General features: G+C 51.6%; 15 protein-coding genes. All 15 read left to right on the top strand.

Features of this window, described 5'->3' with window-relative positions; translation table 11 throughout:
- Positions 1–137: 137 nt before the first annotated feature.
- The 15 genes from rpsB to rnhB all read left to right on the top strand — a co-directional run bounded on the left by rpsB (position 138) and on the right by rnhB (position 15085).
- Positions 138–866 carry a 30S ribosomal protein S2 gene (gene rpsB / locus GNT65_RS06210; protein WP_160794426.1) on the top strand — a complete coding sequence of 243 codons (729 nt, stop codon included), beginning with the start codon at positions 138–140 and terminating at the stop codon, positions 864–866.
- Positions 867–985: 119 nt separating this feature from the next.
- Positions 986–1834: a translation elongation factor Ts gene (gene tsf / locus GNT65_RS06215; RefSeq protein ID WP_160794428.1), complete on the top strand. Its 849-nt coding sequence runs from the start codon at positions 986–988 to the stop codon at positions 1832–1834.
- A 133-nt stretch (positions 1835–1967) separates the two neighbouring features.
- Complete coding sequence (pyrH, locus tag GNT65_RS06220) at positions 1968–2711, top strand: UMP kinase (protein ID WP_011866430.1); 744 nt, start codon at positions 1968–1970, stop codon at positions 2709–2711.
- Between the two features lie 35 nt (positions 2712–2746).
- Complete coding sequence (frr, locus tag GNT65_RS06225) at positions 2747–3304, top strand: ribosome recycling factor (RefSeq protein WP_041509278.1); 558 nt, start codon at positions 2747–2749, stop codon at positions 3302–3304.
- A gap of 81 nt (positions 3305–3385) precedes the next feature.
- The gene (locus GNT65_RS06230) at positions 3386–4177 is read left to right on the top strand and encodes an isoprenyl transferase (protein WP_041509279.1); all 792 of its coding nucleotides are present in this window, start codon (positions 3386–3388) and stop codon (positions 4175–4177) included.
- A 20-nt stretch (positions 4178–4197) separates the two neighbouring features.
- Entirely contained in the window at positions 4198–5055 is an 858-nt protein-coding gene (locus GNT65_RS06235) for a phosphatidate cytidylyltransferase (RefSeq protein WP_160794430.1), read from the top strand.
- A 2-nt stretch (positions 5056–5057) separates the two neighbouring features.
- Positions 5058–6245 (top strand): 1-deoxy-D-xylulose-5-phosphate reductoisomerase, encoded by a 1188-nt coding sequence (ispC, locus tag GNT65_RS06240; protein ID WP_160794432.1) that lies wholly within the window; start codon positions 5058–5060, stop codon positions 6243–6245.
- Positions 6246–6324: 79 nt separating this feature from the next.
- Complete coding sequence (gene rseP, locus GNT65_RS06245; protein WP_160794434.1) at positions 6325–7686, top strand: sigma E protease regulator RseP; 1362 nt, start codon at positions 6325–6327, stop codon at positions 7684–7686.
- 31 nt (positions 7687–7717) lie between these two features.
- On the top strand, positions 7718–10201 hold the full coding sequence (gene bamA / locus GNT65_RS06250; protein WP_160794436.1) for an outer membrane protein assembly factor BamA: 2484 nt from the start codon (positions 7718–7720) through the stop codon (positions 10199–10201).
- Positions 10202–10270: 69 nt separating this feature from the next.
- Complete coding sequence (locus GNT65_RS06255; RefSeq protein WP_160794692.1) at positions 10271–10765, top strand: OmpH/Skp family outer membrane protein; 495 nt, start codon at positions 10271–10273, stop codon at positions 10763–10765.
- A gap of 6 nt (positions 10766–10771) precedes the next feature.
- Entirely contained in the window at positions 10772–11797 is a 1026-nt protein-coding gene (lpxD, locus tag GNT65_RS06260) for a UDP-3-O-(3-hydroxymyristoyl)glucosamine N-acyltransferase (protein WP_160794438.1), read from the top strand.
- Positions 11798–11827: 30 nt separating this feature from the next.
- Positions 11828–12289, top strand: a complete 462-nt coding sequence (fabZ, locus tag GNT65_RS06265) for a 3-hydroxyacyl-ACP dehydratase FabZ (protein ID WP_160794440.1) — start codon at positions 11828–11830, stop codon at positions 12287–12289.
- Positions 12286–13053 carry an acyl-ACP--UDP-N-acetylglucosamine O-acyltransferase gene (gene lpxA, locus GNT65_RS06270; protein WP_160794442.1) on the top strand — a complete coding sequence of 256 codons (768 nt, stop codon included), beginning with the start codon at positions 12286–12288 and terminating at the stop codon, positions 13051–13053. The genes fabZ and lpxA overlap by 4 nt, the downstream gene beginning before the upstream one ends.
- A gap of 257 nt (positions 13054–13310) precedes the next feature.
- Positions 13311–14459: a lipid-A-disaccharide synthase gene (gene lpxB / locus GNT65_RS06275; RefSeq protein ID WP_160794444.1), complete on the top strand. Its 1149-nt coding sequence runs from the start codon at positions 13311–13313 to the stop codon at positions 14457–14459.
- Positions 14459–15085, top strand: coding sequence for a ribonuclease HII (gene rnhB, locus GNT65_RS06280; protein ID WP_160794446.1), 627 nt, complete (start codon positions 14459–14461; stop codon positions 15083–15085). The genes lpxB and rnhB overlap by 1 nt, the downstream gene beginning before the upstream one ends.
- Positions 15086–15161 lie beyond the last annotated feature (76 nt).

The following is a 15161-nucleotide window of genomic DNA, read 5'->3' on the forward strand; positions in this document are numbered from 1 at the left end:
CGAATGTGGCGGCCATTATACATGGCTATGACTAAATACTAAATCACACACGTATCGACACGTTCTTCGGGGTGCCTATTTAGGTCGGAGATATGGGATGCGTGGAGGTCTAACCCCTAATTTTTTAAGGTAAAAAAATGACTACAGTTTCAATGCGCGACATGCTTCAGGCCGGTGTTCACTTCGGTCACCAAACTCGTTACTGGAACCCAAAGATGAAGCCTTTCATCTTCGGCGCTCGTAACGGTGTACACATCATTAACCTAGAGCACACTGTGCCTATGTTCAATGAAGCACTAGCGTTCATCAGCAACGTAGCATCTAAGAAAGGTAAAGTACTTTTCGTTGGTACTAAGCGCGCTGCAAGCGAAGCGATCAAAGAAGCTGCTATTTCTTGTGATCAATTCTACGTTGACAACCGTTGGTTGGGCGGCATGCTGACTAACTGGAAAACAGTTCGTCAATCAATCAAGCGTCTAAAAGATCTTGAGAGCCAGTCTGTAGACGGTACTTTCGACAAGCTAACCAAGAAAGAAGCGCTAATGCGTACTCGTGAGCTTGAGAAGCTAGAAAAGTCTCTTGGTGGTATCAAGAACATGGGTGGCCTACCTGACGTTATCTTCGTTATCGGTGCTGACCATGAGCATATTGCTATTAAAGAAGCTAACAACCTAGGTATCCCAGTTGTTGCTGTTGTTGATACTAACTCTTCTCCAGACGGCATCAACTACATCGTTCCTGGTAACGATGACGCTATGCGTGCTATCCGTCTGTATGCTGAGTCAGTTGCAGCGGCTGCTAAAGCTGGTCGTGGTCAAGACCTGGCTGTACAAGCTGAGCAAGACGGTTTCGTAGAAGCTGAATAATAAAGGCGAGATGAATTTCATCGCCCTTATTAACCAAGATAGATAATTGGTGAACAGGGGCCTTGAGGCCCCTGTTTTTTCACATTTGATTTGTAGAGTTACCTATAGAGGATTTAACAATGGCAATTACTGCTGCCCAAGTTAAAGAACTACGCGAGCGTACTGGCGCTGGCATGATGGATTGTAAGAAAGCGCTAACTGAAACCAATGGTGACATTGAGCTAGCGATTGAAAACATGCGTAAGAGCGGTGCTGCAAAGGCTGCTAAGAAAGCAGGTAACATCGCTGCTGAAGGTACTATTCTAATCAAGCAAGGCGAAGGTTTCTCAGTACTTCTAGAAGTTAACTGTCAAACTGACTTCGTTGCAAAAGACTCTAACTTCCTGGCATTTGCTAACGAAGTTCTGGACGTTGCTGCAGCTGGCAAGGTATCTGTTGCCGATCTACAAGCTCAGTTCGAAGAAACTCGTGTTGCCCTAGTTGCAAAAATCGGTGAAAACATCAACGTTCGTCGCGTTGAGTACATCGATGGTGCTAGCCAAGCTTCATACCGTCACGGCGACCGTATCGGTGTTGTAGTTTCTGGTGAAGCTGACGAAGAGACGCTGAAGCACGTTGCTATGCACGTTGCTGCTTCTAAGCCTGAGTACGTAAATCCAGAAGACGTACCTGCTGAAGTGGTAGAAAAAGAGAAAGCCGTTCAGATCGAAATCGCGATGAACGAAGGTAAGCCTGCAGAGATCGCTGAGAAGATGGTTTCTGGCCGTATGAAGAAGTTCACCGGTGAAGTATCACTGACTGGTCAAGCTTTCATCATGGAGCCTAAGAAGACTGTTGGCGAAATCCTAAAAGAGAAAGGCGCTACAGTAACTAACTTCATTCGTCTAGAAGTTGGTGAAGGTATCGAGAAGAAAGAAGAAGATTTTGCCGCTGAAGTAGCAGCGCAAATCGCCGCTTCTAAGGCTTAATAGCCAGTTGTAAGATACCCTAAAAACCGCAGCATTCGCTGCGGTTTTATTATGCCAATTAGATTGCTGCAGAGCGCTTTTTTTCCTATATAATTGGCACGTTACCCATCGGCATTTATCAGGATAAACAACTATGAGCACAAATCCAAAACCTGCTTTTCGACGTATTCTTCTCAAACTGAGTGGCGAGGCCCTGATGGGCGAAGAGGGCTTTGGCATCGATCCCAAGGTGCTAGATCGCATGGCACAAGAGATTAAAGAGCTGGTCGAGCTTGGTATTCAGGTAGGTGTTGTGATTGGTGGCGGTAACCTCTTCCGCGGTGAAGGCCTGGCACAAGCCGGTATGAACCGTGTGGTGGGTGACCATATGGGCATGTTGGCAACCGTAATGAATGGCCTGGCAATGCGCGATGCGCTGCACAGAGCCTATGTGAATGCCCGCCTGATGTCGGCCATCCCTTTGAAAGGCGTCTGTGACGACTATAACTGGGCCGAAGCGATTAGCCTGCTTAAATCTGGCCGAGTAGTGATCTTCGCTGCCGGTACGGGTAATCCTTTCTGTACCACAGATTCTGCCGCCTGTTTACGCGGTATCGAAATCGAAGCCGAAGTGGTGCTCAAGGGGACTAAGGTAGATGGTGTTTACTCAGATGACCCGGTCAAGAACCCTGAAGCGGTGAAGTATGACGAGATGGGTTATGGCGAAGTCCTGGAAAAAGAATTGAAAGTGATGGATCTTGCGGCATTTACCCTTGCAAGAGATCACGATATGCCTATCTTAGTGTTTAATATGAACAAGCCTGGTGCGCTACGACGTGTTATCATGGGCGACCATGAAGGTACGCTTATCAGAAGTAGCCGTAAGACTGCCGAATAAATAACCCGATACGAACGAATTTAAGGATATTTAACGTGATTAACGAAATCAAAGAAGATGCAAAGAGCCGCATGGCGAAGTGTGTTGAAGCGACTAAGAATCAAATGGCTAAGGTACGTACTGGTCGTGCTCACCCAAGTCTGCTTGATTCAATCAAGGTGCCTTATTATGGTACGCCAACGCCGCTTAAGCAGGTGGGTAACGTATCGATCGAAGATTCTCGTACACTGGCAATCACAGTCTTTGATACCACTATGATTGCAGCCGTTGAGAAGGCGATCATGAGTTCAGATCTGGGCCTAAACCCAATGTCTGCCGGTACGACTATCCGTATTCCACTGCCTGCACTGACCGAAGAGCGTCGTAAAGACTTGATCAAGGTCGTTCGCGCCGAGGCTGAAAACGGTCGTATCGCCGTACGTAACGTACGTCGTGACGCTAACTCTGACGTGAAAGCGCTAGAGAAAGAGAAAGAGTGTACCGAAGACGATGTACGCCGCACCGAAGATGAGATTCAGAAATTTACAGATGCTCACATCAAGCAGATCGATGAGATCTTGGCGGCAAAAGAAGCAGAGTTGATGGAAGTCTAATCTCCCTGTTTCGTTACTAGAGTTCGCACGCCGTGTAGGGGTATACTACACGGCGTTTGCTATTTTTAAGGGTTGTAATAGATGTCAATCGAATCTCAATCTGGCTCTGAGTTATCTAATGAAGCACTCGCAGAGCTGGTAAAACAGTCTATCCCTAAGCACGTGGCTATCATCATGGATGGCAACGGGCGCTGGGCACAGGCACAGGGCAAGCCCCGTGTCGTGGGCCATAAGGCCGGTGTGAAGACTGTTCGTCGCGCCGTGAGTATGGCACGAGAGATGGGGATAGGTTCGTTAACCCTGTTTGCGTTTTCCAGTGAGAACTGGCGCAGACCCGAGAAAGAAGTCAGCCTATTGATGGAGCTGTTTTTCACCGTTTTACAACGAGAAATAAAACTACTGGATAAAAACGGTGTAAGGCTCAACGTTATAGGGGACACCAGTCGTTTCTCTGCCCGACTGCAGAAGCAGATCGCCGCGGCGATGGAGAAGACGGCTCACAACGATGGTTTAATTCTCAATGTGGCGGCCAACTACGGCGGTCGTTGGGACATAGTGCAGGCGGCGCAAACCTTAGCCAAAAAGGTGGAATCTGGTGAAATGACCAGCAGTCAGTTCACCGAGGAGGCGCTAAGTCAGCATTTAAGCATGCAAAATCAACCGGAAGTTGATTTAATGATTCGCACCGGTGGCGATTTTCGCATTAGTAACTTTGTGTTATGGCAAGCTGCCTATGCAGAGTTAGTGTTTACTGATGTGTTGTGGCCAGATTTTGATGAACAAGCCTTTAAAGATGCGGTAGCCGTATTTGCTACCCGGCAGCGCCGTTTTGGATTGACGGGTTCTCAAATTGAGACTTTGCAGGCTGAGTAATAAATATAAGAGGGAAAGTTTTGCTAAAACATAGAATAATAACAGCAGTATGGTTGATCCCATTGGTGATGGGAGCCATTTTCTTTTTCCCTGTGGAGTATTTTTCATGGGCCTTGGTGGCGGTATTTTTGATTGCCGCCAAGGAGTGGGGACGCATCATAGACAAGCGCTGTAATGTGACCCAGTGGAGTTTCACCCTGACCATAGGCATCTTGTTGGTAGCGTTAAACCTCTTGGTGCCTACCGAAGAGATATGGTTTAAGGGGCAAATGCACCCCGTCTATCTGGCCATCACCCTCATTGGCGCCATGTGGTGGACCATCTCACTCCTCTTGGTGCTGAGTTTCCCTAAAAGTTCGGCGTTGTGGGCCAAGAGCCATATGCTCAAGTCCATGTTTGGCCAGCTGACCTTAGTTCCCTGTTTCACTGCGTTGATCGCGCTAAAAGCCCTGAGCACGGCGAGCATGCCTTACTATGGCGGCTCTTTGGTGTTCCTGGTGATGCTGACCGTATGGGCGACCGATTCCGGCGCCTATTTCGCCGGCAAGGCCATGGGCAAACACAAGTTGATGCCAAACGTCAGCCCGGCAAAAACCGTCGAGGGGCTTCTCGGTGGCCTGGTGACCACTATGGTTGTAGTGGCCGGGGTCATGATGGTCTCGCCCGAGCAGGAGCTGGGGCTAGTGATCTGTGTTACCCTGTTTGTTGCCCTGGTCTCTGCCCTTGGGGATCTCTCTGAAAGTATGTTTAAGCGGGTGGCCGAGATTAAAGATTCGGGCACCATATTGCCGGGTCATGGTGGTGTGCTGGATCGCATCGACAGCCTGACGGCGGCACTGCCTATCTTTACCCTAATTTATATCGCATTTTGGATGTAACCATGCAGAAAATGGTGATTCTGGGCGCCACGGGTTCTATCGGTGCCAGTACCCTAAGTGTTATCGAGCAAAACCCTGAGGCCTACAAGGCATTTGCCCTGGTTGCCCATAAGAGCGTCGATAAGATGCTGGACTTGTGTATCAAGCACAATCCATCGATCGCCCACATGGTCGACCCACAGGCGGCGGCCGAGTTGCAGCGTCGCTTGCCGCCGCATATGGCGATTGCCGTCTCGTCTGGTGAAGATGAGCTGGCGGCCATCGTCGCGCTCCCCGAGGTCGACTGCGTCATGGCGGCCGTCGTCGGCGCGGCGGGCTTGCCGGCGACACTGGCGGCGGTTAAGGCCGGTAAAAGGGTGCTGCTGGCCAACAAAGAATCATTGGTGATGTCGGGTCGCCTGTTTATCGATGCGATGCAGGGCTCAAACGCCAAGGTGTTACCTGTGGACAGCGAGCATAACGCCATCTTCCAGTGTCTGCCTGAGCCTGCTCAGCAGGCCATTGGCGCCTGTGATCTGCCCGGTGCGGGTATCTCACATATTCTGCTGACAGGCTCCGGCGGACCATTTCTCAGCTCGGATCTCGACAGCCTGAGTCAGATGACACCAGATCAGGCGTGCAAACATCCTAACTGGTCGATGGGCCGCAAGATCTCGGTCGACTCTGCCAGTATGATGAACAAGGGGCTCGAGTATATCGAGGCCCGCTGGCTGTTTAACGCCACCAAAGACCAACTCAAGGTAGTGGTGCATCCCCAGAGCGTGATTCACTCTATGGTCCAGTATAAGGATGGCAGCGTGCTGGCCCAGATGGGCAACCCAGACATGCGCACCCCTATCGCTCACTGCATGGCCTATCCGCAAAGAATTTCGGCGGGCGTTGAACCTTTAGATTTTTTCAAAGTCGGACAGTTAAGCTTTCTTAAGCCCGACTTTAACCGCTTTCCCTGTTTGAAGCTGGCCATAGATGCCTGCGAGCAGGGGCAGGAAGCCACAACGGTATTGAACGCGGCCAACGAGGTGTCGGTAGAGGCCTTCCTGGCAGGTAAGATACGTTTCACCGATATCGCCCGGGTAAACGAGTATTGCCTGAGCCATGTCGAGCAGCGTAGCTTAGACACAATAGAAGATATTTTGGCGCTGGACAGCCTGGCACGGCGTGCGGCGCAGGAACGAGTCGCCAAGCTTTAAGGCTCATGCCAAATAAGATTTAAGGCGCGCCAATTAGGTTTTCAGGCTCGCGCCAACAGAAGCAGAGATAAGGAGAGGAATGCTAGACTTTTTGTGGAACTTGGGCTCATTCATCATTGCCCTTGGGATTCTGATCACGGCCCATGAATATGGTCACTTTTGGGTGGCCAGACGCTGTGGCGTGAAAGTTGAGCGTTTCTCTATCGGTTTTGGTAAGGCTATCTGGCGCAAAATCGGTGCCGATGGTACCGAATACGTGGTGGCCATGATCCCCTTGGGTGGCTATGTCAAGATGCTCGATGAGCGGGTCGATACCGTTGCCGATGAGCTAAAGCCCCAAGCATTTAACCGTAAATCTGTCTGGCAGCGCATTGCTATTGTCGGCGCCGGCCCCATGGCCAACTTCGTGTTTGCCATCTTTGCCCTCTACATCATGTACCTTATCGGTGTGCCCTCGATCAAACCTGTGATCGAATCGACGCAGGCTGGCTCGCCGGCGGCGGTGATCCAGGTCAACAAGCCGATGCAGGTGATTGCCGTTGGCGATCGCAGCGTGCGCAACTGGGAAGAGGTGACCTACGCCTTGGTCGGTCACATAGGCGATGACGCTATCGACGTGACCGTGGCGCCCTTATCGGGCGTGATGGGTGAGGAGCGTAGCTATAAGCTGGATATCCGCAAGTGGAAGTTTAATCCTGAGACAGAGTCGCCCATTACTTCGCTGGGCCTAGATGTATTCAGGCCAGCCATCACACCTAAGCTGGGCTTTGTCGATGAAGATGGCGCCGCCTATGCGGCGGGTTTACGCCTAGGTGACACCTTAGTTGCCGTCGATAACCAGGCCTATGACGACTGGGAGCAATTTGTCGCTAAGGTTAAGGCCTCAGCCGATAAGCCACTCAGCGTGACCATCAGACGCGACGGTGAGCAGCTCAAGCTAACAGTCACCCCTAAGGCGCGCACTATTGATGGCGGTAAGGTCGAGGGCGTGATTGGCGTAGCGCCGACTCAGGCGCCTTGGCCCGATGAGATGCAGTTGCAACTCGAATACGGTGTTGGCGAGTCCCTATGGGTCGCCGCCGATAAGACATGGCAACTTGTAACGGTCAGCATTAAGATGATCGGCAAACTCTTTACCGGTGATGTGTCGGTAAAGAATTTGAGCGGCCCTATCTCCATCGCCCAAGGGGCGGGAAATAGTGCCAATTACGGTTTAGTTTACTTTTTGGGATTCCTGGCATTAATCAGCGTGAATTTAGGCATTATTAATTTATTGCCTTTACCCGTGCTTGATGGCGGGCATCTGTTATATTACTTCATCGAAGTGATCACAGGCAGGCCTGTACCGGAAAAGGTGCAGGAAATTGGATTCAGATTTGGGGCAGCCTTGCTGCTAATATTGATGAGTATCGCCCTTTTCAATGATTTTTCCCGACTCTGAGCAAGGACACACACATAATTAGAAGTGCTCTATGAGATTGAATAAAATTTTTGCCTCGATGTTATTAGTCGGTGCGTCTTTATCAGGGAAGGGTTGGGCAGAGACATTCCAGCCTTTTGAAGTGACCGACATCCAGGTTAAGGGATTGCAGCGTGTTGCACTGGGTGCGGCGCTGTTGAATATTCCTATCAAGGTGGGAGACACGGTCGACGAGATGCGTCTACAACAGGCGATCAAGAGCCTGTATTCCTCGACCAACTTCGAGCATATTGAGGTGAGTCGTGATGGCAGCGTCTTGGTGGTGACGGTCAAAGAAAGGCCTACCATCAGCATAGTGACCTTCGAAGGCAACAAGGACATTAAAGACGAGCAGCTGCAAGAGAGTCTCGACGGCAGTGGCGTCAAGACCGGTGAGTCGTTGGATCGCACCATGCTTAGCGGCATCGAGAAGAGCCTGCAAGACTTCTACTATGGCGTGGGTAAATATGGCGCCAAGGTAGAGGCCCAGGTGATCAACCTGCCACGTAACCGTGTCGAGTTGAAATTTAAGTTTACCGAAGGTTTGGCGGCAGAGATTCGCCAGATTAACGTTGTGGGCAACACTGTCTTTAGCGACGCCGAACTGATTGGCATGCTGGAATTGAAAGACTATGTGGCCTGGTGGGATCTCTTCGGCGAGCGTCGCTATCAGAAGCAGAAGCTGCAAGCCGATCTCGAAACCATCAAAACCTTCTATCACAACCGTGGCTATATCCGTTTCGAGGTCACCTCGACTCAGGTAGCGATGACGCCAGATCGTAAGGGCCTCTACATCACCATCAACGTCAACGAGGGTGAGCAGTACAAGGTTAAGGAAGTTAACCTGACCGGTGACCTCATGGGCCGTGAAGAGGTGATGGAAAAGATTTTGCCGATCAAGGTAGGCGATACCTATAACGGTGCGGATGTGACCTTTACCGAAGAGATGTACGGCAAGTATCTGGGCCGTTTCGGTTACGCCTATCCAGAGGTGAAGACCTATCCTGAGATCGATGATGAAACCAAAGAGGTCGCCCTCAACGTCAACATCAAGCCGGGCAAGCGCGTCTATGTGCGCAGCATTAACTTTACCGGTAACCAGGTCACCAAAGACGAGGTGATGCGCCGCGAGCTGCGTCAGATGGAAGGCGCCTGGCTGAATTCGGCTCAGGTCGAGCAATCCAAGGCGCGTCTGAACCGTCTGGGTTACTTCGAAACCGTCGATACTCAGACGGTGCAGGTACCTGGCACTGATGATCTGGTAGATGTCGACTTCACGGTGAAGGAACAACCATCTGGCTCGTTCAATGCGGGTGTGGGTTATGGTACCGAGTCGGGCCTGAGCCTACAGTTTGGTGTGCAACAGAGTAACTTCTTGGGTACGGGTAATCAGGCGGGGATCAACCTCAATACCAACAAGTACTCGAAGAACGTTAACATAAACTACACAGACCCCTACTTTACCAAAGATGGCGTGAGTCTGGGGGGGAGCATCTACTGGAACGAGTTTGACGCCCAGGAAGCGAACCTCGAGCGCTATAAGAACAGTTCTTACGGTGTTGCGTTAAATTCAGGTTTCCCGATCAACGAATACAACCGTATTAACGGCGGTATCGGTTATCGTCACAACAGTATCTCGGAGATCTCGGCCTACGAGCAGGCCCTGCGTTTCTACAACATCTATCGTGATGCCAATGACCCTAACGCCGACCTGTCGTTTGATAACTTCGAACTGACCCTTGGCTGGTACCGCAGCACGCTAAACCGCGGCACCTTCCCAACCGACGGTTCATCACAGCGCCTGAGCGGTAAGATGACGGTACCTGGCTCGGATCTGCAGTACTTTAAGACAGATTTCGACACCAGTTTCTACTGGCCAATCAACCGTAGTCATAGCTTTGTGCTCTTGACTAAGGCGCGTCTTGGCTATGGTAATGGTTATGGTCAGTTTAACGACAATGACCAGATCCTGCCGTTCTGGGAGAACTACTACTCGGGTGGTAGTAGCTCGCTGCGTGGCTTCAAGTCTAATTCTGTAGGCCCACGTTCCTTCTACCTGTATCGTGGTAGCGAGCCGTGCTCACCCGATCCATCGGGTGATACCTGTACCTTGCCTGGGGACCCTAACCGAGTCACAGTGAGCGGTGGTCGCTCTATCGGTGGTAACGCCATCGCCACGGCGAGTGTCGAGATGATAGTGCCAACCCCATTCCTGGATGAGGCCTACACCAACTCGGTTCGTACCAGCTTCTTCGTCGATGCGGGTAACGTCTGGGATACCGAGTTCGACTATGACGCCTATCGCTTCTTGCCGGCTGAGCAGTTTGATAAGCTGTCGGATTACTCTGACCCGGGACGTATCCGTGCCTCGGCGGGGATGAGTGTACAATGGTTGTCGCCCATGGGACCTATGGTATTTAGTCTTGCATGGCCAATCAAAAAATATGAAGATGATGACACAGAGATCTTCTCGTTCAACATTGGTAAAACTTTCTAAAGTAGAACTAATTTAAATAAAAAGTCATCGGCAAGTTTTGCTGATTATAAGGAGTTTATTTTGAATAAGATGTTTAATCGCGCAATGATGGTGTTGGTTCTTTTAGGTGCGCCTATTGCCGCACAAGCTGAAAAGATCGCCGTTGTCGATATGCAGGCGGTATTTGAGCAGCTGCCACAGCGCGAAGAAGTCAGCAAGACACTGAAAACCGAATTCGGCGATCGTGTGGCTGGCGTACAGAAGATGCAGGAAGAGCTGCGCGGCATGCTAGAGAAGCAGCAACGCGATGCGGCCCTGATGAGCGAAACCCAAAAGACTGAGATGCTGCGTAAGATGGAGTCTCTCAAGGCTGAGCTGCAGCTGAAGGGTAAGGCGCTGGATGAAGATATGCGTCGTCGTAACGGCGAAGAGCAAAACAAGCTTTTGGTTAAAGTCCAAAAAGCCATCAGCGCCATCGCCGAGAAAGAGCAATATGACGTAGTGCTGCAGCGCGGCGCCGTGATCTACGTGAAGCCTGCATCAGATATCAGCAGCAAAGTGGTTGAAGCTCTGAGCAAAGGCTAAGCATCGATGACAAGTTATACCCTAAGTGAGATCGCCGCCCATCTGAATGCCGAGGTCAAAGGTGACGAGACGGTGACCATTCACCGTGTTGCCACACTGGAGAAGGCACAGGCGGGGGAGATCTCCTTTCTGGCGAACGCAAAATACCAGAGTCAGTTAGAAGGCACGGCGGCCTCTGCCGTGCTGCTTTCACCCAAGATGGCCGAGCACTACAGTGGTAACGCCGTGGTGTTGGCCGATCCCTATGTTGGATTCGCGCGGGTAGCCCAGCTGCTCGACACCACGCCTAAGGCCGCCGAGGCCATTCATCCCAGTGCGGTTATCGACCCTAGCGCCCAGTTGGGTGAAGGCGTCGCCATAGGTGCCAATGCGGTGATCGGTGCCAACGTCATCTTAGGTGAGAATGTTCAGGTAGGTGCGGGCTGTGTGGTTGGCCAAGATGTCATCATAGGCTCAAACTCCATCCTGTGGGCTAACGTGACCCTGTATCATGACGTGCAGCTAGGCACAGATTGTATCGTCCATTCAGGAACCGTGATCGGCTCTGATGGCTTTGGTTATGCCAACGAGCGTGGTCAATGGATCAAGATCCCGCAAACCGGTGGGGTGCGTATCGGCAACCGTGTCGAGATCGGCGCCTGTACCAGTATCGACCGTGGGGCGCTGGATCATACCGAGATCCACGATGGTGTTATTATCGATAACCAGGTGCAACTTGCACACAACGTGGTGGTGGGTGAAAATACCGCGCTGGCGGGTAGCTCTACCTTTGCCGGCAGCTGCACCATAGGTAAATACTGTATCATAGGCGGTAACAGCGCGGTGGCAGGACACCTGTCGGTCGCCGACGGTACCCATGTCTCGGGTGGCACCAATGTAACGAGTGTTATTCGTGAGCCTGGTGTATACTCTTCTGCTACCATAGCGATGGAAAATAAGCTGTGGCGACGTAATACCGTCAGATTCAGACAACTAGATGAGTTGTTCCAACGCGTCAAACAGCTTGAGAAAAACGTTAATTCAGATGATTAACTGCCCGAGGGCAGCTAAGGAAGTTATTGAGTGTCAAATCAATTAAATACGATGGATATCAAAGAGATCCTAAAGTTTCTACCTCACAGATATCCGTTTTTATTGATCGATAGAGTCCTTGACTTTACGCCAGGTGAAACACTGCACGCGATCAAGAATGTCACCATCAATGAGCCATTCTTTCAGGGGCATTTCCCCGTGGCGCCTGTTATGCCAGGTGTATTGATCCTTGAGGCCATGGCCCAGGCGACCGGTCTGTTAGCGTTTAAAACCATGAGCGATGAGCCATCTAGCGACGCCCTGTACTATTTTGCCGGTATCGATAATGCCCGTTTCAAGCGCGTAGTCGAGCCAGGCGACCAAATTCATTTCGAAGTTAAGATGATTAAAGAGCGCCGCGGGATTGGCGTCTTCACAGGTGAAGCTAAGGTTGATGGCGAACTAGTTTGTTCGGCCGAGATCATGTGTGCCCGTAGAGAGATTGCCAAGTGATTGATAAGTTAGCATTTGTACACCCAGATGCCAAAATCGGTAACAATGTTACCATAGGCCCGTGGACCTACATTGGCCCAGATGTCGAGATCGGCGACGACTGTCATCTGAGTTCTCATGTGGTGGTCAAGGGGCCTACGGTTATCGGTAAGGGTAACCGTATTTTCCAGTTCGCCTCGGTGGGGGAAGATTGCCAGGATAAGAAGTATGCTGGCGAGCCCACCCGACTGATCATCGGCGACAACAATGTGATCCGCGAGTCTGTCACTATACACCGTGGTACGGTGCAGGATAACGGCGAGACCCGTATCGGGTCCAATAACCTGTTTATGGCCTATGTGCATATCGCCCACGACTGTGTGGTGGGTAACAATGTGATCATGGCCAATAATGCCTCTATCGCCGGCCACGTGCACGTGGGAGACTGGGCGATTTTAGGCGGCATGACAGGTGTGCATCAGTTTGTTCATATAGGTGCACATGCCTTCACTGCAGGCTACTCGCTGATTTTGCAAGATGTGCCGCCATTTGTGATGGCATCGGGTCAGCCAGCCATTCCTCGAGGGCTGAACAGTGAAGGCATGAAACGCCGTGGCTTCTCAAAGGAGAGTCAACTGGCGGTGCGCCGGACCTATAAGACCCTGTACCGTAAGGGACTGACCGTGGAAGAGGCGGTTGCCGCCTTGGGTGAAGATGCCGAGGATGAGCAGGTTAAGCTGATGATGGACTTTGTGGTCAACTCAAACCGAGGCATTATTCGTTAATCGGTTGGGTTAATCGGTCGCATTAATCGGTATTAGTTATCGAAGAAAAGCTCGTATTCACGGGCTTTTTTATTTTCAGAATGCCAATCATAGTAAGTAAGCGGTTAGAAGTAGCGAAGGAAAACGCTTGAGAACCAGGCAAGGTTTTTAGATAAAAAGTTATTCTACAATCAAAAATAGTAACGCAGTTATCGAGTGTTTTAACCCGCTAAAATGATCAATTATTTATTAGGATTGGTATCAGCAAGTAAAAGAAGATGAATCAGAGCAATCAAAAAGTATTTGCCATGGTGGCGGGCGAGCTATCCGGTGATATTCTCGGCGCCGGTTTGATCAAGGCCTTGAAACAGCAATATCCCGATGCCCGCTTCGTCGGTATCGGCGGCCCGCAGATGGATGCCCTTGGGTTTGAGTCCCTGTTCTCTTTCGAAGAGCTGGCCGTGATGGGCCTGGTCGAGGTGCTGTCGCGCCTGCCGCGCCTGCTCAAGGTGCGTAAGACGCTGATCGAAGAGCTTACCGCCTTAAAGCCCGATTGCTTCATCGGTATCGATGCCCCTGATTTCAACATAGGGTTGGAGCTGAAGCTTAAGGCCAAGGGGATCAAGACGGTCCATTATGTCAGTCCTTCGGTCTGGGCCTGGCGTCCTAAGCGGATCTTCAAGATCGCTAAGGCTACCAATATGGTGCTGTCGCTGTTGCCGTTTGAGAAGGCCTTCTACGACAAGCACAATGTGCCTTGTACCTTTGTCGGTCATACCCTGGCGGACGATATTCCGCTGGAAAGCGATAAATTAAGTGCCCGCGAGCAGTTGGGGTTAGCGCCTCATGATGAATACCTCGCCATCTTACCCGGTTCACGGGGCGGCGAGCTCAAGCAGCTGGCCGAGCCCTTCGTGCAGGCCGCGGTGAAATTGCGCCAGCGTTACCCGGATCTTAAGTTTGTCACCCCGCTGGTCAATGCTAAGCGCCGGGCCCAGTTTGAACAGGCCCTCAAGACCCATGCACCGGATCTCGACATACATCTGGTGGAGGGACAATCCCGCACCGTGATGGCTGCGGCCGATGCCATCTTACTCGCCTCTGGCACCGCGACCCTAGAGGCTATGCTGGTGAAACGACCTATGGTGGTTGCCTATCGGGTGTCGCCTATCACCTATCGCATCGCTAAGGGGATGATGCAGATCGAGCATTACTCGCTGCCAAACTTGCTGGCGGGAAGGGAGATCATCCCAGAGTTGATTCAGGCCGACTGCACCCCGGATAAGATAGTCGACGCGGTATCCAGTCAGCTCGATGGCGACCATAGGCCGCTGATGGAGACCTTCACCGAACTGCATCAACAGCTAAGGTGCGATGCCAGTGCGCGGGCGGCCCAGGCGGTTTTCGAGTTAGTGGAGACAAAGTAGTGGCTATCTATAAACAAATTACCGCCGAGCAGGTCGAGGCGCTCTGCAGCGGCTTCTACGCCGGCGTCGATGAGGTGGGCCGTGGCCCCTTGGTGGGTGATGTAGTGACCGCAGCCGTAGTGCTGGATCCAAGCAATCCCATCGAAGGGCTAAACGATTCCAAGAAGCTGTCGGAGAAGAAGCGTGATGCCCTCTATGAGGAGATCCTCGCCAAGGCGCTGGATGTCAGCGTCGGGCGCTGCTCGCCGACTGAGATCGACGAGCTCAACATCTTACATGCCACCATGCTGGCGATGCAGCGCGCCGTAGCGGGTCTGCGTGCCCGCCCCGATAGGGTATTGATCGACGGTAATCGTGTTCCCACCTTCGTTGATGAGACCCTCGAGGGCCATGCGGTGATCAAGGGCGACGGCCTGATCCCGGCTATCAGCGCCGCCTCCATAGTTGCCAAGGTGGTACGCGACAGGGAGATGGAAACCCTGGATGAGCGCTATCCAGAGTATGGTTTTGCCAAGCACAAGGGGTACCCTACCAAGGCCCATTTCGAGGCATTGGAGGCCCATGGCGTATTGGCCGAGCACCGTAAGAGCTTCAGGCCGGTCAAGGAGCGTCTCGACGCCTGTTGAGTCGATGCGTCGGGGCGCCATTAACTGGTGCCCTGTGTGTGACTCTGATACTCTTTCAAGGTTGCTCTTTAAAGGT

This window comes from Shewanella insulae, from assembly GCF_009831655.1.
Classification (GTDB): domain Bacteria; phylum Pseudomonadota; class Gammaproteobacteria; order Enterobacterales; family Shewanellaceae; genus Shewanella; species Shewanella insulae.

What these genes read in the sequence shown, in the direction of transcription:
- rpsB (WP_160794426.1), top strand. Translation starts at nt 138, where the DNA reads ATGACTACAGTTTCAATGCGCGACATGCTTCAGGCCGGTGTTCACTTC.
- tsf (WP_160794428.1), top strand. Translation starts at nt 986, where the DNA reads ATGGCAATTACTGCTGCCCAAGTTAAAGAACTACGCGAGCGTACTGGC.
- pyrH (WP_011866430.1), top strand. Translation starts at nt 1,968, where the DNA reads ATGAGCACAAATCCAAAACCTGCTTTTCGACGTATTCTTCTCAAACTG.
- GNT65_RS06230 (WP_041509279.1), top strand. Translation starts at nt 3,386, where the DNA reads ATGTCAATCGAATCTCAATCTGGCTCTGAGTTATCTAATGAAGCACTC.
- ispC (WP_160794432.1), top strand. Translation starts at nt 5,058, where the DNA reads ATGCAGAAAATGGTGATTCTGGGCGCCACGGGTTCTATCGGTGCCAGT.
- rseP (WP_160794434.1), top strand. Translation starts at nt 6,325, where the DNA reads ATGCTAGACTTTTTGTGGAACTTGGGCTCATTCATCATTGCCCTTGGG.
- bamA (WP_160794436.1), top strand. Translation starts at nt 7,718, where the DNA reads ATGAGATTGAATAAAATTTTTGCCTCGATGTTATTAGTCGGTGCGTCT.
- GNT65_RS06255 (WP_160794692.1), top strand. Translation starts at nt 10,271, where the DNA reads ATGTTTAATCGCGCAATGATGGTGTTGGTTCTTTTAGGTGCGCCTATT.
- lpxD (WP_160794438.1), top strand. Translation starts at nt 10,772, where the DNA reads ATGACAAGTTATACCCTAAGTGAGATCGCCGCCCATCTGAATGCCGAG.
- lpxB (WP_160794444.1), top strand. Translation starts at nt 13,311, where the DNA reads ATGAATCAGAGCAATCAAAAAGTATTTGCCATGGTGGCGGGCGAGCTA.